21 protein-coding genes and 1 pseudogene are annotated in these 21779 nt (G+C 57.0%); 16 read left to right on the top strand and 6 right to left on the bottom strand.

Annotation, left to right across the window (positions count from 1 at the left end; genetic code table 11):
* The first annotated feature begins 19 nt into the window (after nt 1–19).
* From msrP to BLT77_RS05460, 3 genes are all read left to right on the top strand, one after another.
* The gene (gene msrP, locus BLT77_RS05470) at nt 20–1039 is read left to right on the top strand and encodes a protein-methionine-sulfoxide reductase catalytic subunit MsrP (protein WP_090363205.1); all 1020 of its coding nucleotides are present in this window, start codon (nt 20–22) and stop codon (nt 1037–1039) included.
* The gene (msrQ, locus tag BLT77_RS05465; RefSeq protein WP_143026570.1) at nt 1039–1665 is read left to right on the top strand and encodes a protein-methionine-sulfoxide reductase heme-binding subunit MsrQ; all 627 of its coding nucleotides are present in this window, start codon (nt 1039–1041) and stop codon (nt 1663–1665) included. The genes msrP and msrQ overlap by 1 nt, the downstream gene beginning before the upstream one ends.
* A gap of 67 nt (nt 1666–1732) precedes the next feature.
* Entirely contained in the window at nt 1733–3508 is a 1776-nt protein-coding gene (locus tag BLT77_RS05460; RefSeq protein ID WP_090363202.1) for a DUF885 domain-containing protein, read from the top strand.
* A 105-nt stretch (nt 3509–3613) separates the two neighbouring features.
* Here BLT77_RS05460 and BLT77_RS05455 read toward each other — a convergent pair whose 3' ends face one another.
* Together BLT77_RS05455 and BLT77_RS05450 are read right to left on the bottom strand one after the other, a co-directional pair.
* Nucleotides 3614–4117 carry a hypothetical protein gene (locus BLT77_RS05455; RefSeq protein WP_143026569.1) on the bottom strand — a complete coding sequence of 168 codons (504 nt, stop codon included), beginning with the start codon at nt 4115–4117 and terminating at the stop codon, nt 3614–3616.
* A 29-nt stretch (nt 4118–4146) separates the two neighbouring features.
* The gene (locus BLT77_RS05450) at nt 4147–4959 is read right to left on the bottom strand and encodes a cytochrome c family protein (RefSeq protein WP_245709875.1); all 813 of its coding nucleotides are present in this window, start codon (nt 4957–4959) and stop codon (nt 4147–4149) included.
* A 383-nt stretch (nt 4960–5342) separates the two neighbouring features.
* Between BLT77_RS05450 and BLT77_RS05445 the strand changes: the two genes are divergently transcribed.
* Both BLT77_RS05445 and BLT77_RS05440 read left to right on the top strand, forming a co-directional pair.
* Nucleotides 5343–6152: a winged helix-turn-helix domain-containing protein gene (locus BLT77_RS05445; RefSeq protein WP_090363194.1), complete on the top strand. Its 810-nt coding sequence runs from the start codon at nt 5343–5345 to the stop codon at nt 6150–6152.
* The gene (locus tag BLT77_RS05440) at nt 6145–6645 is read left to right on the top strand and encodes a hypothetical protein (protein WP_090363191.1); all 501 of its coding nucleotides are present in this window, start codon (nt 6145–6147) and stop codon (nt 6643–6645) included. The genes BLT77_RS05445 and BLT77_RS05440 overlap by 8 nt, the downstream gene beginning before the upstream one ends.
* A gap of 76 nt (nt 6646–6721) precedes the next feature.
* Here the strand turns inward: BLT77_RS05440 and BLT77_RS05435 are convergent, their stop codons facing one another.
* The gene (locus BLT77_RS05435; protein ID WP_090363188.1) at nt 6722–6997 is read right to left on the bottom strand and encodes an HU family DNA-binding protein; all 276 of its coding nucleotides are present in this window, start codon (nt 6995–6997) and stop codon (nt 6722–6724) included.
* A 456-nt stretch (nt 6998–7453) separates the two neighbouring features.
* Here BLT77_RS05435 and BLT77_RS05430 point away from each other — a divergent pair, with 456 nt between their 5' ends.
* The 11 genes and pseudogenes from BLT77_RS05430 to BLT77_RS05380 all read left to right on the top strand — a co-directional run bounded on the left by BLT77_RS05430 (nt 7454) and on the right by BLT77_RS05380 (nt 18053).
* Nucleotides 7454–8221, top strand: coding sequence for a DUF3450 domain-containing protein (locus BLT77_RS05430; protein ID WP_090363186.1), 768 nt, complete (start codon nt 7454–7456; stop codon nt 8219–8221).
* Nucleotides 8218–9537 carry a MotA/TolQ/ExbB proton channel family protein gene (locus tag BLT77_RS05425; protein ID WP_090363184.1) on the top strand — a complete coding sequence of 440 codons (1320 nt, stop codon included), beginning with the start codon at nt 8218–8220 and terminating at the stop codon, nt 9535–9537. The genes BLT77_RS05430 and BLT77_RS05425 overlap by 4 nt, the downstream gene beginning before the upstream one ends.
* On the top strand, nt 9537–10055 hold the full coding sequence (locus BLT77_RS05420) for a MotA/TolQ/ExbB proton channel family protein (RefSeq protein ID WP_090363182.1): 519 nt from the start codon (nt 9537–9539) through the stop codon (nt 10053–10055). Before BLT77_RS05425 ends, BLT77_RS05420 begins: the two co-directional genes overlap by 1 nt.
* A 1-nt stretch (nt 10056) precedes the next feature.
* A complete protein-coding gene (locus BLT77_RS05415) occupies nt 10057–10464 on the top strand; it encodes an ExbD/TolR family protein (protein WP_090363179.1) in 408 nt (135 codons plus the stop codon).
* Nucleotides 10461–11075 carry an energy transducer TonB gene (locus tag BLT77_RS05410; RefSeq protein WP_090363176.1) on the top strand — a complete coding sequence of 205 codons (615 nt, stop codon included), beginning with the start codon at nt 10461–10463 and terminating at the stop codon, nt 11073–11075. The genes BLT77_RS05415 and BLT77_RS05410 overlap by 4 nt, the downstream gene beginning before the upstream one ends.
* On the top strand, nt 11075–12283 hold the full coding sequence (locus BLT77_RS05405; RefSeq protein ID WP_090363173.1) for a tetratricopeptide repeat protein: 1209 nt from the start codon (nt 11075–11077) through the stop codon (nt 12281–12283). The genes BLT77_RS05410 and BLT77_RS05405 overlap by 1 nt, the downstream gene beginning before the upstream one ends.
* Nucleotides 12284–12576: 293 nt before the next feature.
* Nucleotides 12577–14079, top strand: coding sequence for a L,D-transpeptidase family protein (locus tag BLT77_RS05400; protein WP_090363170.1), 1503 nt, complete (start codon nt 12577–12579; stop codon nt 14077–14079).
* 153 nt (nt 14080–14232) lie between these two features.
* On the top strand, nt 14233–14775 hold the full coding sequence (gene mepK / locus BLT77_RS05395; protein WP_090363167.1) for a peptidoglycan L,D-endopeptidase MepK: 543 nt from the start codon (nt 14233–14235) through the stop codon (nt 14773–14775).
* A gap of 129 nt (nt 14776–14904) precedes the next feature.
* Nucleotides 14905–15186: pseudogene (gene rplY, locus BLT77_RS05390) on the top strand (50S ribosomal protein L25); the annotation flags it as partial.
* A gap of 580 nt (nt 15187–15766) precedes the next feature.
* A complete protein-coding gene (locus tag BLT77_RS05385; protein ID WP_090363161.1) occupies nt 15767–16924 on the top strand; it encodes a GGDEF domain-containing protein in 1158 nt (385 codons plus the stop codon).
* Between the two features lie 223 nt (nt 16925–17147).
* Nucleotides 17148–18053, top strand: coding sequence for a LysR family transcriptional regulator (locus BLT77_RS05380; protein ID WP_090363159.1), 906 nt, complete (start codon nt 17148–17150; stop codon nt 18051–18053).
* A gap of 61 nt (nt 18054–18114) precedes the next feature.
* Here BLT77_RS05380 and BLT77_RS05375 read toward each other — a convergent pair whose 3' ends face one another.
* From BLT77_RS05375 to BLT77_RS05360, 3 genes are all read right to left on the bottom strand, one after another.
* Nucleotides 18115–18759: a UPF0149 family protein gene (locus tag BLT77_RS05375; protein WP_090363156.1), complete on the bottom strand. Its 645-nt coding sequence runs from the start codon at nt 18757–18759 to the stop codon at nt 18115–18117.
* A gap of 216 nt (nt 18760–18975) precedes the next feature.
* On the bottom strand, nt 18976–19899 hold the full coding sequence (locus tag BLT77_RS05370; protein ID WP_245709874.1) for an ABC transporter substrate-binding protein: 924 nt from the start codon (nt 19897–19899) through the stop codon (nt 18976–18978).
* A 745-nt stretch (nt 19900–20644) separates the two neighbouring features.
* Nucleotides 20645–21616, bottom strand: a complete 972-nt coding sequence (locus tag BLT77_RS05360) for a LysR family transcriptional regulator (protein ID WP_090363146.1) — start codon at nt 21614–21616, stop codon at nt 20645–20647.
* Nucleotides 21617–21779 lie beyond the last annotated feature (163 nt).

The raw sequence follows: 21779 nt of genomic DNA, 5'->3' as shown, positions 1-21779 counted from the left end.
TCGAAGTAGGGACAGCTGAATGACATTTTTTCGCAAGCCACAGTGGGACAGATTTAAAGACAACGACGTGACTCCCGAAGAGGTGTTCCGGGCCCGGCGGCAGGTAGCCAAAGCGCTGGGGCTAGGGGCCATCAGTGCCAGTGTGCCACTGAATGTGCAGGCGGGGCTGCTGGACTGGTTTAGCCAGGGCAGTGACACGGATGCCATGGCGCCGCGGCGACCGCTGACGTCGGTATCCAGCAGCAACTACGGCATCGGCGATGAGTTGACGCCGGAGGATAAGATCCTTACCCACAACAACTTCTATGAGTTCGGTACCGCCAAGACCGACCCGTACAAAAATGCCCAGGGGCTGAAAACCCGGCCCTGGACGTTGTCCATTGAAGGCGAGGTGGACACGCCGTTGACTCTGGACGTGGACGAGCTGATCAACACCCTGCCCATTGAGGAGCGCATCTACCGCTTACGTTGCGTCGAAGCCTGGTCGATGGTGATACCCTGGCTGGGGTTTCCGTTGTCGGCGTTGCTGAAAAAGGCCAACCCCACCAGCCGGGCCAAGTACGTGGCCTTCGAGACCCTGTACGATCCCAAACAGATGCCGGGGCAGGCGTCGCGGTTTGCCGGTGGTGGCATCGAGTACCCCTATGTGGAGGGGCTGAGAATGGATGAGGCGATGAACCCGCTGACACTGATCTCCGTGGGTCTCTATGGCCAGACCCTGCCGCCTCAAAATGGCGCGCCGATTCGTCTGGTGGTGCCGTGGAAATACGGTTTTAAGTCAATTAAATCCATTGTCCGTATTCGCCTGGTGGAAACTATGCCGCCCACCACCTGGAACCTGCTGGCCAGCCATGAGTATGGCTTCTACGCCAATGTGAATCCACAGGTGGATCACCCCCGCTGGTCCCAGGCCAGTGAACGTCGCATCGGTGCCGGCGGCCTGCTGTCTGCCAAGCGGATTCCCACCGAACTGTTCAATGGCTACGGCGAACAGGTGGCGGCCCTGTATGCGAACCTGGATATGGGGCGGTGGTATTGATGACGCTTACCCAAGGCCGGTTGTTGGCGCTGAAAACTCTGCTGCACCTGTGCTTCCTGCTGCCGCTGTTGTATCTGGCGGCGGCGGTACAGGGGGGAGCGGCCGGCGGCGACCCGGTTCAGTATGTGATTCACTTCCTGGGGATGGGCGCCCTGCATGGCCTGATGGCCAGTTTGCTGGTGTCGCCACTGGCGCGGTGGTGGAAGCTGGGCGCGCTGGTTCGCGTGCGCCGCTTGCTCGGCCTGTGGACCTTTGCTTACGCGTTGTTGCACCTAGGGGCCTTCCTGGTGCTGGATTTGCTGGGGGACTGGGCGCTGCTGCTGTCCGAGGTGGTTCGGCGGCCCTACATTGTGGTGGGCATGCTGGCACTGCTGATTTTGACGGCGCTGGCACTGACCTCCACTCAGGGGATGCAGCGCCGGTTGGGGCGCCGTTGGCAGCGGCTGCATAACTGGGTCTATCTGGTGGCACTGCTGGCTCCGGTGCACTTTTGGTGGTCGGTGAAGTCCGGCTGGTATGAGCCGGCACTGTACCTGATGCTGTGCCTTGGGCTGTTGGCGCTTCGGCCTAAGTTATGGAACTTCAAGTCATTTCAACAAATTGTTACCAACTTTAACCGGGGCTAACATCGGCCCCGGATTCATGGTTTACTGGCTCCTGAGAATCCCCATCAGACTCAGGGAAGTCATAATAATGAAATTGAAAATCGCCGCCCTGGCGCTGCTGTCGGCCGTCGGCCTGGCGGGCTGCCAGTCTCAAACCGCCGAGGTTACCGCTCCCGCCCCCTGTCTGGCCGAATGCCAATCGGCGAAGTTCGATAAGGTGGGCCAGGAGTTTGTTCAGGATCTGTGGCGACAGTCGCCGACCTGGGCGCTGTACAGCGGCTTCTATGACTACGCCGACCAGCTGGAGATCCCCGATGCCATGAGTCGGGCTTCCGAGTCGCAGTTTGTTGCCCGTTGGCGGGCCCGCCTAATGCCGTATGCCCAGCAACCGCTGACCAGTGCCGCCCGCATCGACCTGGCGCTGATCACCAATATGCTCGATAAGATGGAGTGGGAGAATACCCGCTTTAAATCCTGGCAGTGGAATCCGGCCAATTATAACGTGGCCGGTCCCTTTGCCCGGTTGATGAATGAGCCCTATGCGGCCGAAGAGGTGCGCTTGCGGGCCATTCTCGGCCGCATGGAGTTGGTGCCTGACTACTACAGTGCCGCCCGGGCCAATATCAGCAACCCGACTCTGGAGCACACCGAGCTGGCGCTGCTGCAAAACCAGGGCGCCCTGAGTGTGTTCTCCGATGCCATGCTGACCATGGCACTGGACTCCGGGTTGTCGGCGCAGGAGAAGGGGTTGTTTGAGCAGCGCTTCTACATCGCCAAACAGGCGATTCAGAGCCACATCGGCTGGCTGGAGGCGGAGGTGGCGCGGCTGACGCAGCACGGTGCCCGTTCGTTCCGCATCGGTGAAGCCCTGTACGAAGAGAAGTTTGCCCTCGATATTCAGGCCGGCATGACCGCCAAGCAGCTGTATCAGAAGGCCTTGGCGGACAAGTCCCAGGCCCAGCAGCAGATGGTCACCATCACCGAGCAGCTGTGGCCCAAGTATTTCCCCAACACCCGGATGCCTGCCGACGATCTGCTGGCGGTGCGACAGATGATCGATCACCTGTCGGCCCGCCACGTTCAGCGTGACGAGTTTGTCAGCGAGGTACGTAAACAGATTCCGGAGCTGGTGCAGTTTGTCAACGACAGCAAACTGGTGACTCTGGATCCTGATAAGCCGTTGGTGGTCAGGGAAACCCCGGCCTACATGCGCGGCTTTGCCGGCGCCTCTATCTCGGCGCCGGGTCCGTACGATAAGCACGCCAACACCTATTACAATGTCACGCCGCTGGATGGCATGAGTGACGAGCAGGCCGAGAGCTATCTGCGTGAGTACAATCACTGGATTCTGCAGATTCTCAATATCCATGAAGCGATTCCCGGTCACTACACCCAGTTGGTGTACTCCAACGAGTCTCCCAGCCTGATCAAAAGCTTGTTTGGTAACGGCGCCATGATCGAAGGCTGGGCGGTGTATGCCGAGCGGGTGATGCTGGAGCAGGGCTATGGCGGCTATGAGCCGGAACTGTGGCTGATGTACTGGAAGTGGAACCTGCGGGTGATCACCAACACCATCATCGACTACGAGATTCAGGTGAAGGGCATCGATCGGCAGCGGGCGATGTCACTGATGGTGGACGGTGCCTTCCAGCAGCAGGAGGAGGCGGCGCAGAAGTGGCGTCGGGCGACCCTGAGCCAGGTGCAGTTGACCTCATACTACTCCGGCTTCCGTGAGATTTACGACTGGCGTGAAGAGAACAAGGTGCAATTGGGGCAGCAGTTCGATCTGCAGCGCTTCCATGAAACTTTCCTGGGTTACGGCTCGGCACCGGTGAAGTACATCCGTGAGTTGATGCAGCAGTAAGGGGGAGGCCTCTAAGGCACTTCGGTTAACCGTCAATCCGGCTTCAGCCCCTGAAGCCGGATTTTTTTGGCCAGTAATGTACTCCCCCTCGGTGAACCGGGTGGATTAGGGCAGCGTTGATTCCAGCCAGACCGGCGTCGAGTCAACAATGGTGATCGACGCTTTGACTACCGCCGGGGTAGTCTCCCAGTCATAATCATCGGCGTTTAGGGTGTAATGCCCCGGTGTGGTTTGACTGTGGACGATGGCGATGTTGCAATCCTCAGCCGTGCAGTTGAACCTTTGAATTTCATGACCGGGCAGGCCCATGGTGTCTTTAAAGTGGGTCCATTCCTTGGGTTCGGGAATGCCGACGTAGTCCAGAGAGACGGTTGACAGCCCGGTAATCGCCTTACCGTCATCCGTTGCCAGATTAAAGGTGATTTCACTGGTATCGCCTTCCAAATCCGGTTCGATAATGTTGATGCTGTCGGCATCCTCGATCGCCACAGTCTCAACCGGCTCAGTCGGTTCCACGGGAACAACAGGTTCGGTTACGGCGCTGTCGTCGCTACCACACCCGGCCAGAGTCAGGCCGGCCACAACTACAGGGAGGAGTTTTATTTTCATAAGTGGAGTCCTATCGCTTTTGACAACGGTCAGTTGGTGCCGTGGCAGGTGTCACATTCCATGTGGGCCATAACGGAAGTCGGGAAGGCGTTCGCCTTGGTATGACAACTCAGGCACTCTGACGTTTCTGCGGTGTCACCGGGGAGGCTGGAGGTGTCTTCACCGGCCAATTCCATATTCAGCAACTCAGTGACTCGCCAGGCAATGGAGGCAGACAGCAGCGTACAACGGTTGGCTTTGTTGGCAATGGCGATGTTTGAGGCATCACTCCATCGGGTCAGGGAAGCGTGACACAGTAGGCTACGAGCCTCGGTCTGAACAACAATCTCGGAGTTAAATGCTTCGATACTGTAGCCAACCGCCTGCAGGAATTCAGTATCATTACGCGGTAAGGGGGTCTGTTCATAGTAAGCGGAGATTTTGCCCAGAGAGCTGGGGGCCTCGCCATTGATGCTCAGGATGTTATACAGCATGCCGGTGGCGTTGTTATTACCACAGATGGTGCCTTGACCTAAAACGCCAGCGCCACCATATACCGCCATGGCCGTAGGGATTCTGGCAAACTTGTCGGCGTCCGGACTCGCGGATTTGCGCAGGGCTTCAATCACGGCATGGAATACCTGGTACATACAGCCGTTGGGTTTTACGTCGTCACGAAAAGCGATGGCGGCGACTTCGGCAGGATCCAGGCGGGCATAAGCCAATCTTTCTCCCGGTGACAGTAGCCAGGAGCCAGGCTCTTCTGCGGCGTTAGCAAAGCCGGGGATCAGGCTGGCGCCGGCGGCGCAGGAGGTGATACCAATTATGTTCTTCAGGGCGTCTCTACGGTGCATACTCATCATTATCTCTCTTCATGCTGGAGGGGGCACATTGCCGTCATCAGCGGCTTCGACATTCATGCTATGAGCCCGGGGTCTTTGATAATGTGAGGAACCTCCCGGCATAGTGGCGGTTTGAGTGGGGTTCAGTCGCTCGAGATTGAGGGTTTTTTATTCTTACTGCATTGAAGTATCGCCCTGTCAGGGGTCGATATGTTGGTGAATTCCACCGTTAATGGTTGGTCGCATGGCTATTACTGCTGCTCCTGGGTGCGGAATCACTGTGATTCCGGTCACGGTTAGCGGGTTTGCCTGTGTTGGGGAGGGGGATTCGGCAGCGGGAGTTATCTCTTTAAAGCCAGTTCCGGTCACAGACCGGTTTTTAAGAATTCGGTACAATATTTCGAATGACAGTTAAGCAAGAAGATTCACCCGCTATCACTATAGGGCAGTACAGATTCCTGACGGCCGACGGCTGCCTGGAGCATAGGGAAAGCGGGCACCACAAGGCCTTGACCAGCAGTGAACTGCTGGTTTTGAAGCAATTGGTCAGCCATCCGGGAATGACGCTGAGTAAGCGCCACTTGAGTTGTGATGGGGGAGAAACCCCGCTGATCCGGGAGTCGGCGGTGGTGAAGGCAATCTGTACTCTCAGACAATCTCTGGGTGAACCCGGGGCCAGCTACATCCAAACTGTGCCCAAAGAGGGTTACCAGTTTCTGCCTATCTCGGAGGAACGGGGGGCCGATGACGGTAAGTCAAGCCAAGTGCCGGACATTGGCTGGTTGGGGAGGCTGTGCTCCTGGTCGTTTCCATGGTGCAGGGGCGGTGCCATGTTACTGGGTTTGGTGGTGGTGGTGTTGGTGTCGATTCGTCTCTTTTTCCCGCCTTCCTCTTTGTCTGCGTCTACCACCGAAATTCATAATGAGTATGGACAGACAATGGTGGTGGAAATTATCACCAGCTCCCAGTCAAACTTAAGGGAGATGCAAGGCTACTCGGAACAGCTCAGCAATCTGTTATCCAGCTGCGTTTACTTTCCCTGGGACAGGGTCAGTCTGTCATTGTCCCACGATCGCCAGATGTTGAGCGTGGCCCTGCTCAAGGAGGGAGAGGGGCAATGGGACAGCATACGGAACATCAGGATTGGCGACTTCCGGTTCCAGCCGACCTTTATTGATCCTCAATGGCTAAAACAGGAGTTTGAGTGTGACTAAGACCCGCGTCATCGTGACGTTGTTGTTGGTCTTGGTGGTTGCTGCCGTGTTGGTGGCCATCAGGCCGAATACCGATCTTACTCTGAATTGTCGCAATGAACTTCATGATAGTCAGTCTGTGACAGGCGATAAGCACTACCTGATTGTCGACGTTGCCCTCAAAGATGATTTGGCCAGCATGAGTTTCCGGTATTTCTCCAAAGAGGGAGTGGTCCATTCTCAGATGCTAATGACCGGATCCGTGGTGAGTACCTCGGTCATGGGCGATGCCTTTGAACTGGCTATTGATCATATCGATACCCAATATCATCAGCCAGAAGCCTTGCAAGTGCAGCACATTCAGTACCTTGAGGCTTTTGCCAAGAGTAACCTAGCCAATTTAGGGGTTCACAACCTGACAATACGGCTACTGGAGAATAATGAACAGGCGGGTTACGCGCTGTTCTTTCTTCAGCCTTCCAATTCAGTGGTGGCCTGCAGGGTGGTTGAATAGCGAACGATGCTCGAAGTGGCTCCTGTAGAGTCAGAAACGCCGCCCATGGGCGGCGTTTTTTGTTGCTGTTTTGGGCTCAGTCGTTAACGGCTGCCTTGAAGGTGGCATTGGGCCGAAACGCGGCGCTGGTTCGAAAGGGGATCTCCATCGGCTCTCCGGTTTGCGGATTGCGTCCGGTTTTTGGCAGGTGATGGCGAATCTCAAACACCCCCATTTTCGGCAGATACACCTTCTCGCCCTCATGCAGGGCCCGGGCAATGCTCTCCTGTAGCGCTTTCAGGCTTTTCTGGCAATCGCTGTTGCTCAGGCCGCTGCGTTCGGCCATCAATTGGATCAGTTGTTGGCGATTCATACTAGTCTCGGGTTGTCGCTAAGGAGCGGCTTTATACCTGAAACACGGGGGAAAATCGAACCCTGTTCGGTTGACTGCTGGATACTTGGTCGATTCGACGGGCAAAAGAAAGCGCCAACTAAGGGGAGTTGGCGCAACATGACATGCTTTGGGAACATTAAGCGCTTTGAAGTGTATGCGGTTTTGTTAACAGTGACTGTGAGTTGGCTCACGGGGCACCAGAAACCAGACAGGAAAGGTAACTTCCGCTTTCTAATAGTTTAATCCATTTAAAATCATCTACTTATTGAAGCATTGTGCGGTTCGAATCTGGGTCGGGAAAATCTTGCTTAAGAGGTGTTTTAGTCCAACTTATTTGAATTGTGATCCGGGTCATTATAATGAGAATGATTTTCATTGAGATGTAATGGGGGCTCTGTCACCATCCGATGCCGATCGGGAGCCCAGAGAGAGACCATGAAGCCCATTTACACCCTATTTACATTGACCTGGCTGGCGTTGGTTGCCAGCGTACAGGCCGGCGAGCCTTTAGATCAGGCCCGTCAGACCCAGTCCACCATCCAGCAACAGGGGCGGACGACTCAGCTGCAGGTGGAGCGCCTGGCCGATGACACCCTGGAGATGCGCACGGAAACCGAGCGGTTGGCCCAGGAGCTGGAAAACCTTCAGGTCTACCACGACCATCTGCAGGCCCTGGTGAAGGACCAGCAGCGGGAGCTGGCGGACAAGCAGACGCAGATTGACGGCATCGATACCACCCGTACCGGACTGGTGCCGCTGATGTATCAGATGCTGGCGGATCTCAAATTGAGGCTGGCCGACGATCTGCCCATAAAGGCGGCACAGCGCCGGCTGCGATTAACCGAGCTGAGTGCCTTGATGTCCCGTGCCGACGTGGCCGATGCCGAGAAGTTTCGCCGCCTGCTCGAAGCCTATCAAATTGAGCTGGAGTATGGCCGCAAGGTGGCGGTGTACCGCGACAGCATCAGCGTCAACGAGGGTGAACCCAGAGAGGTGGAGCTGTTGCACCTTGGGCGCCTGACCCTGCTGGCCAGAAATCTGGATGGCAGTGCATATTGGCGCTGGCACCCACAACAGAAGCGCTGGCAGACGATGGATGATCACCCGGCTGGCGAACTGGAGCTGGCGTACCGGGTGGCCAGCGGTCAACAGGTGCCCCAGCTGATGACGGTGCCGGTGTTTGTCGGCGAGGTGCAATCATGAAGGCGACTCTGTTTGGATTGACCTTGCTGGTATCGGCGGCGGCGCTGGCCCAGCCACTGGCGGAGCTGAGCCAGTCCAGCCAACAAGCACTGGCTCAGGAGCAGTTGCATAACCAGCAGCGTCAGGCCCGCTTCCATGCCGAACACCGGCAAGCAGAACAGTTGCTGGCGCAGCAGCGCCGGGCGCTGAGTGAGCTTCAGGCCCGGGTTGAGTCATTGAGCCAGAGCTTTGCCGCCAACGAGCAGGCACTGGCCGATACCGAGCAGCAACTGGCTCTGGCCAGCAGCAGCTTAGGAGAGCTGTACGGGGTGGTGCGCCAGGCGGGAGGCGAACTGCAGCGTGAGTTGGCTCAGGGGCCAGGCAGCCTTCTGCAGCCGGAGCACCGGGAGCAGGCATTGCGGTTGTCCAAAACCGACCGCCTGCCGTCCCTGCCTCAATTGCAGCAGATGGTGGTACTGCTCAACGCCGACATCGAAGCGTCGAAACGGGTCGAGCCGGTCACCATGGCGGTGGCGGATCGGCAAGGCCAGGTTCATGACCAGCAGGTGTGGCGGCTGGGGCACTTTAATCTGGTGTCCGAGCAGGGCTACCTTCAGCTGAACCGCGAGCGTGGCCTGGTATCGGTGTACCCGCGTCAGCCCAATGGAGTGGCAGTGCCCACCTTGACCGGCTGGCAACCGCTGTTGCTGGATCCGGCTCAGGGGGAGCTGCTGACCCAGATGCAGACCACGCCGACCCTGATGCAGCGGTTTGAGCAGGGGGGGCTGGTTGGCAAAGGCATTGCTCTGTTGCTGGTTATTGGCGGGGTGATTGCCCTGGCACGCATGCTGGTTCTGGCGCGGATTCAACTGCGCATCAACCGTCAGCTGGCCAAGCCGCAGCAGCCGTCGGACAACCCGCTCGGACGAATATTGTCGGTCTATCAGCAGCAGCGCAGCCAGTCGCTGGACACCCTGGAGCTCAAACTGACCGAGGCGATCGTCACTCAGCAACAGGGGTTGGAAAAAGGGCTGTCGATGTTGAAGCTGATGGCCGCCATTGCCCCGATGATGGGGCTTTTGGGGACGGTGACCGGCATGATCGGTACCTTCCAGACCATCACCCAGTTTGGCAATGGTGATCCCAAGATCATGGCCGGTGGCATCTCCATGGCGCTGGTGACCACGGTGCTCGGCCTGATGGCGGCCATTCCCCTGCTGCTGGCCCATAATCTGCTGTCGTCCCGGGTCCGGACCATTCGCAGCATCCTGGAGAAAGAGAGCATCGCCCTGGTGGCGCAGCATGCCGAGCGGCAGAGCCCGGTGGAGCCGGCCTGATGCTTGCCTGGTGGGAGTGGCTGAACCGGTTTATGGCCCAGGGCGGGCCGGTGCTGTGGTGGCTGGCCGGCTGCGTGTTGTTGACCTGGTTTCTGATCGCCGAGCGAATCAGTTACCTGCTGCTGGGGTTCCCCAGGCAGCAGCGGCGGCTGTTACAGGTGTGGCAACAGCGAAAGGAGCACCTGTCCTGGTATGCCCATGCCCAGCGTCAGGGGCTGCTGGCGCGGGCGGAACGTGGGCTGCAGCGTTACCTTAGCCTGATCAAAGCGTTAGTGGCTATCTGCCCGATGTTGGGGCTGATGGGCACGGTGACCGGCATGATCTCGGTATTCGAGGTGATGGCTGCCAATGGCACCGGTGATCCCAAGATGATGTCGGCGGGCATTGCCATGGCGACCCTGCCGACCATGGCCGGCATGGTGGCGGCGCTGGCGGGCCTGTTTGTCCATGCGCGACTGACCAAGGGGTGCCAACGCACCTTGCGGCGGCTGGCGATAAAAATGCAAGAGGTAGAGTAAGATGCGATTGTTACGGCAAGCGGAATCTCAGGAAGAAGCGGAAGTGGATCTCACCCCCATGCTGGATGTGGTGTTCATCATGCTGATCTTTTTTATTGTCACCACCTCCTTTGTGCGGGAGTCCGGCATTGACGTCAACCGGCCACAGGCCAGCCAGAGCGCCTCCAAGGCGGGGGCCGGCCTGTTTGTCGCCATCAATGACCACAATCAGATCTTCATCGACTCCCGTCAGGTTGATGTGGAACGGGTGCAAGCCAATCTCGAACGGCTGATGGTGGATCAACCTGGTTCGCCTCTGGTGATTCAGGCCGATGAGCGGGCGTTTAATGGCATTGTGGTCAAGGTGATGGACGCCGCCAAGGCGGCAGGCATCGACGACATTGCCCTGGCGGCGGAGCCGGCGCCATGAAGTCGCTGTTGGCTTGTGCGGCCATTGCTCTGGGGGTGACGGCGGCGCTGTTCAGCCTGATGGCCTGGATGGTGGGGGGCAACGGGCCCCTGCCCGCTGCGTCCGCAGCCAGAGACCCCATCAGCATCACCATGGTCGAGCGACCACAGCGGCTGGAGCGACGACAGCGAACCCTGCCTGAGCCACCACCGCCGCTGCCGCCTCTGCCTACCGCCAGTGTGGCGGACAATGCCAGTGCTCCGGCCCGGCCACAGCCGCCCAGTTTGCCGCCGCTGGCGCTGTCGGATATCGACACCATGGCAGTATCCATGCCGGGCAAACCCGGCTTTGCCCAGTCGGATAGTCAGGCGATGCCGCTCTACCGGGTCGAGCCGGCGTACCCGCCACGGGCCAAACGGATGCGGGCCGAGGGTTTTGTGGTGATGAAGTTCACCATCGCCCCCGACGGCCGTCCGACCGAGATTACCGTTATGGAGTCTCAACCGGTGCGTTTGTTTGATCGGGCGGCGGTTAAGGCGCTGGCCCGCTGGAAGTATCAACCCAAGAGGGTGGATGGCAAAGCGGTGCCGCAACCGGGACAAACCCTTAAACTGGAGTTTCGATTACAGTGATGTTACGACTGTGCCTGGTTCTGATCTGCCTGAGCAGCCTGCCGCTGCAGGCGGCCATCAGTCCCTTTGTGGCCGCCAAATTGCAAAAAGCCTACGAGTTGTACGAGCAGGAGCAGCCGGATCAGGCCATTGAACTGCTGGAGTCGCTCTCGCCCTCGTCAAAGGACGCCTCGGCCTATGTTGGTCGCATGTTGGCGGGTCTGTACTCAGTGGCCGAACGTTACCCCGAAGCGATTGAGCAGATGCAGCAGGCGCTGGACAGTGGCGGCCTGGACCCGGTCAGCGAACGCCAGACCCAGCATGAACTGGCGCAACTGCTGCTGAGCCAGGAACGTTTTGACGATGCCATTGTGCAGTATCAGGCCCTGATTGCCAGTCGCAGCGACACCGATAAGTATGACCGGGTCGCCCAATGGCATATCGGAGCGGCGAGGTGCCAGGCCCGGCTGCGGCAGTGGCAGCAGGTGCAGGCCGAATCGGAGCAGGCGCTGACACTGCTTGGCGAGAGTGAGGCGTCCTACAACCCGGTGTTGGTTGCCCGGCAGTTGAGTCTGACCGCCCAGTGGAATCTGAAGCGATGGGCGGCGGCGGAGCAGACCCTGGTCGCATTGCTGCGGTTGCAGCCAAAACGCCTGGCCTGGTGGCGCCAGAGCATCAGTGTGCAGCTGCAGCAAAACAAGGTTGAGGCCGCCTTGGTCACCTCTGCCCTGGCAGAGCGTAGCGGCGTGCTGGAGAGTGAAACCGATTACCTGACTCTGGTGCAACTGTTTGCCAGCCAGGGCTTACCGGAGTTGGCTGCCCGTCACCTGCAGCAATACCTGGATCGTGGGCAGGTTTCGCCGGCGGCGGAGCACCAGCAGCAACTGGCCCGTTACTGGCAAGCCGCTCGGGAGTGGCAACAGGCGATTGAGGCATGGGAAGTGGCTGCCCGCCGACGTCCGGAGCTGTTGTGGCCCCAAGCCAGGTTGCTGCTGCAGCAGCGTCAGCACCGGCGAGCATTGACGGTGCTGGCGCAGGCAGTGCTGGTGGAGTCTCTGGAGGACCGACGTGGTGAACTGTATCTGGCTCAGGTGAATGCCCACTACCAGTTAAAGGAGTATCACCTGGCCCGTCAGGCGGCGGTGAAAGCCGTTGAGCATGGGCAGTCGCAGCGGGGACGCTTCTGGTTGACCTTCCTTAATGACACGTTGGGAGAAGCTTCGGGCTGAGTGTCATGAAACGGTAACCTGATGTCGCTACAGTTGCGCTCGTGCGTTGAACGCCCTCCCGTTACTGTTTTGACCTTGAAACCCCTGACCCTTAGGCGTTCCTGCCAAAGGGTCTTTTTTTTCAGTGCTCTATACTGACCAGAATGATTTTTTCCGATGATTTCTTCGGGTTCTTGCCATACTTACTGCTGAATGCGAGAAATCATTGCTGCGACGACGGTTCTGGTTTCGATAACAGCGACAGAATTGGCGCCCCCAGGATGGGATAAAGGCCCGACGGTCATGCTGGAGTGATGGCCGGATCTAAGGGGGTTGCGGTGGCACGAGTGTGGTGGTTAGTGTTGTGGTTGGTTATGGCGTCTTCGGGCACCATGGCAGCGCCGCTGTGGTTCGACAACCCGGCTCAGCGTCAGGCAGGCCAGGAGTTGCGCAAACAGGTGAGTTTCCTGGCGGCGTCCAATGTCTCCCACCAATTCAATGAACTGCAGCGATTATTGAGCCAGGAGTCGTTGACCCTGAGGCAACAGAGTGATCTGTTGACCGAGTCCTATCTGCTGATTCAGGGGTTCAACCAAGTGATGGCCTCCCGCCCAATCGGTGGCGATCTGCTCGGGCAGATGCCCCTGCATCTTACCAGCCCGGAAGGCAGTGCCTTTGAACTGGCCAGCGCCGTCAGTCAGCAGCGTCTGGTTCAGTTAGTGATCGATCTCGAACCCAGGGGCAGCGACTATCTGGCGGCCCGGCACTGGGTGGAACAGTTGCAGCGGATGGTCCATCTTAACTGGCCTCAGTTTAGCGCCACCCGCCTGATAGAGCCTCATCAGAGCCATGTCGAAGTGGAGCAGATTCGGGTGGTCCTTAAGCTGTTAAACGACTTTCAGGGATCGGTACTGGGGCAGGAGTACGATGCCGAATTGGTGGAGGCGGTGCAGCGTTTCCAGCGTCGGCATGGACTGGAGGCGGACGGGGTGATCGGTCCGAAAACCCGTACCTGGCTCTCCCTGCCTCCGTCGGTTCGAGCGCAGCGATTGTCTCGCAATATTTTGCGTCAGAGCCATGATCGTCGCTGGTTTTCCGAGGAGTATCTGCTGGTTAATATTCCGGAGTTCTCCCTGCGATGGGTTACTCCTCAGGGGGAGCGGTTTCGTAGCCGGGTCATCGTCGGTCGTAACAGCCGTAGGACGCCCAGAATGGCCACCGAGATGGTGAGTGTGGTGGTTAACCCCAGCTGGAATGTACCGCGCTCCATCGTTAGCAAAGACCTGATTCCTCAGATTCGCCGCAACGGCGACTACCTGGCGCAGCAGAATTTTGACGCCTTTGACTGGCAGGGGGAGCGAGTCGATAAAACGCCGCAGCAATGGCAGCAGGCCACTTATGGGCAGTTTCCCTTTCAGCTCAGCCAGCGCCCGGGTAATGCGAATGCGCTGGGCCGGTATAAGTTCCACCTGACCAACAATCAGGCCATCTATCTGCACGACACTCCAAAACAGCGGCTATTTGATAAGCCCTCCAGGGCGTTTTCCTCCGGCTGCGTCAGGGTGCAGGATGCCGACCTGCTGGCTCGGCAGCTGGTGGAATATGGCGACATTCGCGAATCGCAGTTTGTCCGTTCACGCCGCAGCAATGCCACCCAGTGGTTTAAGTTACGACGCCCGTTACCCGTGTACCTGGTGTATTGGAGCGCCTGGATGGGAAAAGACCATAAACCCCAATATCGACGCGATCTGTATCACCAGGATGGTGATCTCGATCACAAAATGACCATCGCCATGGGCGGTCAGATCGGCCGATAACCTCGTTTTTAATCCGATGTTTACCCCGTATCCTCTGGGAGTAGCAGAGGAACTGCAAACTTGCCAGTGCAAAAAATAACCGTTAGCGTGTCGGCCAACTGAGGGAAGGGGGCCTTGCCTCTTCGAGTCTTCGCAGCACTGGATAGTTTTATAATGACGCACTGTGATCTTCTTCGCCGCCGCCTGATGTTGGGTTTGGGGGCAACGGCCGTATTGTGCCAATTGCCGCAGGTCGCCCTGGCCAGTCGCTCTACCCCGAAAAGTCTGAGCTTTTATAATCGGCACACCGGTGAGACCAGTAACCAGACTTTCTGGATGGGCGGAGAGTATGATCCTCAGGCGCTACAGAGCTTCAACCAGGTGCTGCGGGACCACCGTACCGGCGAGGTCGCAGAGATGGACCAGGATCTGTTTAACCTGCTGTTTGATCTGAAGCGAAGCCTGGGAACCGACAACCGCATCGAGATCATTTCCGGCTACCGCAGTCTGAAAACCAATACCATGCTGGCGAACCAGTCCTCTGGCGTGGCAAAGAAAAGCTATCACACCCGTGGCATGGCCATCGACATTGCTATTCCCGGTGTCGAGCTTAAGGATCTGCGCGATGCCGCGCTGGAGCTTAAGCGTGGCGGGGTCGGCTTCTATCCTAGCTCCGGCTTTGTCCATGTGGATACCGGGCGGGTAAGGCGTTGGTAACCGGGGCGGGTTACTGCAGAAAGTCGTTGGAGAAACGACCACCTCGTGGTAGACTCCGTCCGCTTTTTGCAAAGTGCCACTGCTGGTCGCAAGCAGTGGCATTATTTTATCTGATAATAAGGTATTACCATGTCTTTCGTATTCGAAGCTAAAGTACGCGCAGACCAGGGCAAAGGTGCGAGCCGCCGCCTGCGTCACGCGGACAAGATCCCAGCCATCATCTACGGTGGCGAAGAAGCCGCTGTGTCCATCGAGCTGGATCACAATCTCATTTTGAAAGCTCAGGAAAATGAGTCTTTCTACACTTCCGAGTTGACTCTGAACGTTGACGGTAAAGAAGTGAAGGTGAAGGTGCAGGACATGCAGCGTCACCCCTACAAGCCTAAAGTTACCCACTTGGACTTTAAACGCGCTTAATGTCGCGTTGGCTTGAAAAGGCGCCCCGAGGGGCGCTTTTTTTGTGCCTGAATTTTTGTAGCGCGCCGCCAAGAATGAGAAACGGCGTCGGATAAAATGAGAAATTCGGGGTAGGGTGACTGCCTGCTGATGAAGGCGAGACTGCGATGGTCTCGCCTTTTTTTGATTCTGCCGGGGTGATGGTGATACCGGGTAAGGGCTCCAGCATTACCAGCATGATTCTGTCGGCCAAAGCCCATGAGGCCGGCTCGGCGGAATAGTGCGTCGATAACGACCATTGTTGTGGTTTTGGTTGAGTGCTGTTTCCGGTGCGAGCGGTCGCATTTTTGGTGCTTGGTTTTCGGCAGCGAACTGGGCTTTCTGAGCCTGGCCGTTGTGTACTTAAAACCAACATATTGATTCATGGTTGTTATTTTCCATTAAGGCCGGTTCGGCAGCAAAATTTGCGCCGTGATTAAGATTCAATCATTGCTCAAACAAGGCACATTGAAGTTCCTTCGGGGTACACTGCCGCCCAGAAAACGCCCTTTAGGGGCCTGTAGAGACCGCATGGGGTGAGTACCGGTGAACAGCGATGCCTGAGCGGCGTTACCAAGAGGTTGTCGAGGCGATTCAGGCCCGCAATTTCCGCCAGGGAACCCAGTGGGTGTTGCTGTCGACACTCATTACGCAGGCCCTGTTTTTTGCCAACTTCTATTTGCATTTTCACAGCTACTCACACCGGGTGCTGGGACTGGCGGCCGTGCAGTTGCTGGCTTGCTTGGTGCTGATATTGCTGTTCAAAACTCAGGTGAGCGAGGTGACCCCGACACGCCACTGGGTTCGAGTGGGCCTGGCGGCCTTCTGTGGCTTGGCCTGGAGCGCCCTGTCCATCAATATTGTCGAAAGCTGGATGGGATTTCAGTCCACCAAACAGATCTTTGTGCTGGGGTGTCTGTCGATGGTGATTGGCTGGTACACAAGTCGCACCATGCTGGCTGTCGGCACATCGATGATCATGGGGTCGTTTGTCTATTTGACCAACATCCATAGCGGATTTCAGTCGGTGACCACCTATCTGTCGGTGCTGAAATTTCCGGTACTGGTGCTGCTCAGTGCTCACTTCCTGCGTAAATGGTATTTCTTCGGGATGGATCGGTACACAGAAAACCTGAAACTGGTTGCCCGTTTTGAGCAGGAAACCTATCTCGATCCACTGACTAATGTGGCCAACCGCCGAGGCTTCGATAAGGTGCTGACTGAAGCCGTGGCGGAGTCGGGTCGCGGTGGTAAGAGATTCAGTCTGGTTCTTATCGATATCGATTATTTCAAGCTCTACAACGACAACCAGGGTCATGACTATGGCGATCACTGTCTGCGCCAGGTGGCTCAACTGTTACAAAGCGTGGTTGACCGCAACAACGACACCTTGTGCCGCATCGGAGGCGAAGAGTTTGCGGTGTTGCTCAATGGCTGCGACCTGCGGGCGGCGGAGCAGGTGGTGACGGCGATGATCGCCGCCCTGAGGCGGGACGATATCCCCCATCCGGCTTCGCCGGTCTCCCACCGGGTCAGTGTCAGCGCCGGCGTGGCGCAGTGGCGGGCTGAGGACACGCAGCGATCGCTGTTCCGGCGGGCGGATCAGGCTCTGTATGCGGCCAAGCGCAATGGCCGGGACGGCTGGGTGTCCGATGATGGTGCGTTGCCCTCCTCACCGACGGTGACGACAGAACTTAAGGCACCCCGGGACTGAGAGGCAAACTCGCTGACGTTGCCACGGGTTCGATGGTGTCTGCTTCGGTCCTGGAGCACCACCTGAGTCAGCTTCCGTTGGCCAGCCACGCCGGGTTTAGCTCGGCACACTGATAGCGGGGTGGGGCAGATTTTTTCAATTGTCTATTGCTATGGTCGGTTGATTGAGTCCAAAATGTGAATAGACATCTATTAATCAATCAATTGTTCTAATTCTGGCAACGATGGACCTATTAAAATCGATACGGATATTCAGAGCGGTGCTGGAGCAACAGAGTTTCTCCGCCGCCGCTTCCTCGTTAAACCTGGTGCCGTCGGCGGTTAGCCGGCAGGTCAGCGAGCTGGAGCGTCACCTCGGGGTGCAACTGCTGCAGCGGACCACCCGCTCGGTACGGCTGACCGATGAAGGGCAACGCTATCTGGCCAAGATGGAGTCCATCTGTAAGGAGGTGGATGGTCTGTATGGCAGTACCCAGACCGGCGATGGCCTGGCGGGTACCATCCGATTGGTGGCGCCAGTGCTGTTTGGTCAGTCGATCCTGCCAACGGCCCTGGCCGAATTTGGTCGGGAAAATCCAGGGGTTGCCATTGAGTTGAGGTTGTTGAACCGACAATGCGATCTGGTTCAGGAGGGCTACGACTTTGCCATTCGAACCGGCAAACAGCCGGACGCGGACGTGGTGGCCACCAAGTTGACCACCATGCGGATGTTGACCGGTGCATCGCCCGGTTACCTGGCGTTAAACAGCATCCCCAAGCACCCGGCGGATCTGGCCGATCATAACTGCCTGATCAACAACGTCCACCGTACGCCTCGTTCCTGGCTGTATCAGGAGGGGGGCCACCGGATTCCGGTGAAGGTGGATGGCGATTTCGAGAGTAACGACAGTCTGTGCATTCGGGCTCAGGCGCAGGCGGATCGGGGCGTGGTGCAGTTGGCGGACTTCCAGTTGTGGCGGGCGTTTGATACCGGAGCCCTGCGACCGGTCCTCAGTGACTATGAGCCGCCGGCGGTACCGGTGTGGTTGTTGCATCCGGCGCAGCGTTTTCTGCCGGAGGTGCAACGGGCGTTGATGCAGTTTTTGTGTGATTACCTGAAGCGTAACCCTCTGAAGCGAATGCCGGTGTAACCGTGTTGCGCTAAAAATGAAACAGGCTGCCAGTGGCAGCCTGTTTGCGTTGTTACCGCACTCAGTGGCTGCCGGAGTCCGGATTGATCATAGCGTTGACCGGTTGGTTGTTGTCATCCAACTCCATTTGAGACCAGCCATGCATGTAGTCCATGGCTTCACTGATGGCGTCCAGCAGCATCTGCGGCTCCGGCTCGGCCTGATCGTTGCGCCATGCCAGGGCGTGTTCCTCTTCGCTACCCAGGGTGGCGAGATACCCCATCATGTGGCTGCAGGACTCCACCTCTTCCAGCTGTTCGGAATCGCAAATCTCCTGCCAGTTCTCACGCAACACCATGTAGCCGGTCATAAAGCCGGCGCACCAATGGCGCAGATCCTGGGGAATGGTGCGTGCCTTTACCTGCTCCAGCAGCGGCTGGCAGCGGGGGGAGAGCACCTGGCCCTTTTCCACGACCTCATGATGCAGCTGGTTGTAGAGAGTAAACAGCATCTCCATGGTCTTGTTTTCAAATGGCCAGAGTTCTTTTTCTGGTTTCATGTTGGCGATATGAGCACTCCATACGCCAGGATCGATGGTCCGTGGAAAGCAGTGGATGTGAGCCAGATAGCCACGACTTTGCATCAGCGTCATGCCGCCGAATTGGGCTGCGTCGTCCAAAATCTGAGTTAATTGTTTCTCTTCTGATTTGGTCAGTTTTTCGTTCATTAACACTCGAGCCTGATCAGGGGAACCCTATAAGTTTGGGCTGATAATGCCAGTTGTTATCTGAGATTTTAATGCTCTGGCGCAATGTTATGAAAATAAAATTCAGTTTTTGGGCTGGGTTCAGTGATCTTCAAGCCTTGAAGAGGGGGAGAGGGCGGGATGTGCAGGAGACGGTGAGAAACCTGACAACCCGCCAGAGCGAACTGGTGCAGCCGGTTAGTGGCTGCTGGTGGTATCGGCGATGCCGGTGTACATGGCGGCGCCGTGGGCGGTTTTGCCGTAGTGGGTGAGAATCGCCTGACCGGCGTTGGAACCGACAAAATTGATAAATTGCCCAGACAGCTTGAGGGCCGCGTCGTTTCCACTAACGCCGCGCAGGGCATGGTAGGTGTTGACCAGGACAGGATCGCCGGCAAACAGCACCTTTAAGTTGTCCAGTTTGGCTTTTTCCGCCACCCAGGTGGAGCTGTCGGTCATAAAGTAGCCCTGCTGCTGGTTAGCCTGACGCAGGGTGGCGCGCATAAACTTGCCGGTGACCCGATACCACTTGCCCTGAGGCGAGCGCTGGGCTTTTTCCCAAATCATCCGCTCTTTCTTGTGGGTGCCGGAGTTATCGCCCCGGGACAGGAACAGTGCCGGTTTATCGGCTATCTGTTGGTAAGCCTGGGCGATGCTGAGTGCGTGGCTGACCTTGGCAGGATCACCGGCCGGTCCCACCAGGTAGAATTCGTTGCTGCCAATCAGGGTACGCTGAGTGGCCCAGCCTTGCTCGACCGCACGTTTCTCGGCAGCGGGGGCGTGCACCATCGCCATGTCAACCTCTCCGGATTTGAGCAGAGACAGAGACTTGCCTGAACCGGCTTTAACCCAGCACAGACGGCTGTTATGGCCTTGGTTAAACGCATCCGCCAGGGCCTTGAGCAGGCCCAGTTCGCCGGGGCTGCCGGTGGCCAGCTTGAACTCCACCTGTCCGTCACCATAGCTGGCTTTGCATTCAATGGCCTGGGCTGGCATTACGGCCAGGAACAGCAGGCCGGAAATCAGGGGGCGGTACAGCATGGGAAACTCCGAATAAAAAATAGCGCTGCGGCGATAGATGCACAGTCGGTCCGCAACGCCAAAGGGAACGTCTGGGCGCATGGTTGATCTGTAACGTATTTCCATCAATTGTGACTGCGAGATGGTGGGATGTGGATCAACAGAAAAGGGGGTAAAAGAACACGGATTACCTGAAATGACCGCCGCGGATGGACAAAATGTCCCGAAGTGGGAGCTAAAGGGGCGGAGCCTGCCGCCGGCTCAAGGAATCCCTGACGGGCTTTCTTTCGGCTCATCGACTCGAAACCGGGGAGAAAACCGGCCGATTGGCAGAGAGATTGAAAATACACTCATCGACGTCAGGTCCGTTGGCGACAACCGACGGGGCCACTTTGGGTATGCGGTCAAGCTGCCACCCGGCTTTGCCCCCCCCCCTTGGGCGAGGTATTCAACGACTCGGGTACACAACGTCTTCGATGAGGACATCGCCGATGCCGGCTACGGGGCGGGATGAGGTCGCGAGTAGCCGCTCCGTTGGCGGCCAGACTTAAGGTGAAAAACCTGCCGGACGAAAAGGGGGATGAGACGCTTTTTCAGCGGCGATTGTGAAAGAGCGCTGACGGTGAGCACACTGACGTTTGCCTATCTGAATTGGTCGGTTGTTTAGAAAAACGCTACTCAGAAGGGTAGCGTTTCGGTAGATATCAAGGTCGTGTAAAAACATGAAAATAATAATAGTTATCGATTCTTTCGGCTGACATATAATTTTACATTTTCATCCTTGCTGTTTTATTAGTAATGAATAATCCGATCTCAATAATGCAAAAGGTATATTGAGAATGAGCTTTTAATGAGGTTGCTCATTATCTTGTTTTGATTGCAATGTGAAAATTTTATCCCGAAGATTCCTGGCGAATATTTCGGTTAATCGACTGTCGGCACTGCCCTTACTTTCCAGATAGAACTGGAACTCATTATTGCTGTGTGGCGATAGCACCTGTGCTCTCCAGTAATCGGTGATGTTGACGTACGCCAGTTCGCTGCGCTCCTTGACCGCCTCCAGAGCAAACACCGACGCCAGTATGCTGATGTGATCGGTTCGTGCTACCTGCTCGAGCAACAGTGACATGCTGGAGGTTTTCATGGCGACCTCGATGGCGCTGCCCAACTCCTGGGCTGCCACTTCGATTCGATGGTGCTTGAGGCTGCTTAAGGCATAGTTAAACAATACCATGGGGTGATGAAGCAGGTTGGCCAGTGACAGCGGTTGCTCAAAAACCGGGTGGCCTTTTCTCGCAACAAGGAAGTAATTCTGAACGCTGCCAATATGGTGCTGGTCCACGGAATCCGAGTGTTTGGGGTTGATGGAGATGCAGTAATCCAGCTGCCCCAGGCTGATCTGCTTGTGGGAGTCGGGGGTCCATGGGTGCAGATTGTAGCCGAAGCCGTTGCCCAGTTCGGTGCGGGTTTGGTTCAGGCAATCGACCATAATCCGGAACAGATGCTCCTGGGCGGCAATATTGACCTCCCACCTCTGGGTATAGTCGTGGGCCAGGGCCTGTGACAACTGCTGGTACTGACGGGCCAGCTCCTTAGCCATGGGGTAAAAAAATTCGGCCCGTTGATTGGGGACCATGCCGTATTGCTGGCGGATAAACAGCTCATCCTCAAATACTTCACGAAGGCAGGTCAGGGCGCGACTGACCTTGGGTTGGGTGCTATTGAGTTGGCGGGCAACCGCGATGCCACTACGTTGTTCATACAACTCGACAAACACACTCAACGTAAAATAATCCAGTTTATTGAGTTTGCTATTCATTCATATTGCCTGGAAGAGAGAATGAGCAAATCCTATATTCTATTTGGCCGCATTTCCTGACGGTCGGTCACAATTTCAATGAGGCGGTTTTAGTATTCCAAATTTGAACTGTTTTTGCCTGCATTGAACAACAGAAAGAAAAATAATATCGTCGAGTGTTAAT

The organism is Ferrimonas sediminum, assembly GCF_900100175.1.
In the GTDB taxonomy this organism is placed as follows: Bacteria; Pseudomonadota; Gammaproteobacteria; order Enterobacterales; family Shewanellaceae; genus Ferrimonas; species Ferrimonas sediminum.
This window is presented reverse-complemented; position numbering and strand designations above follow the sequence as displayed.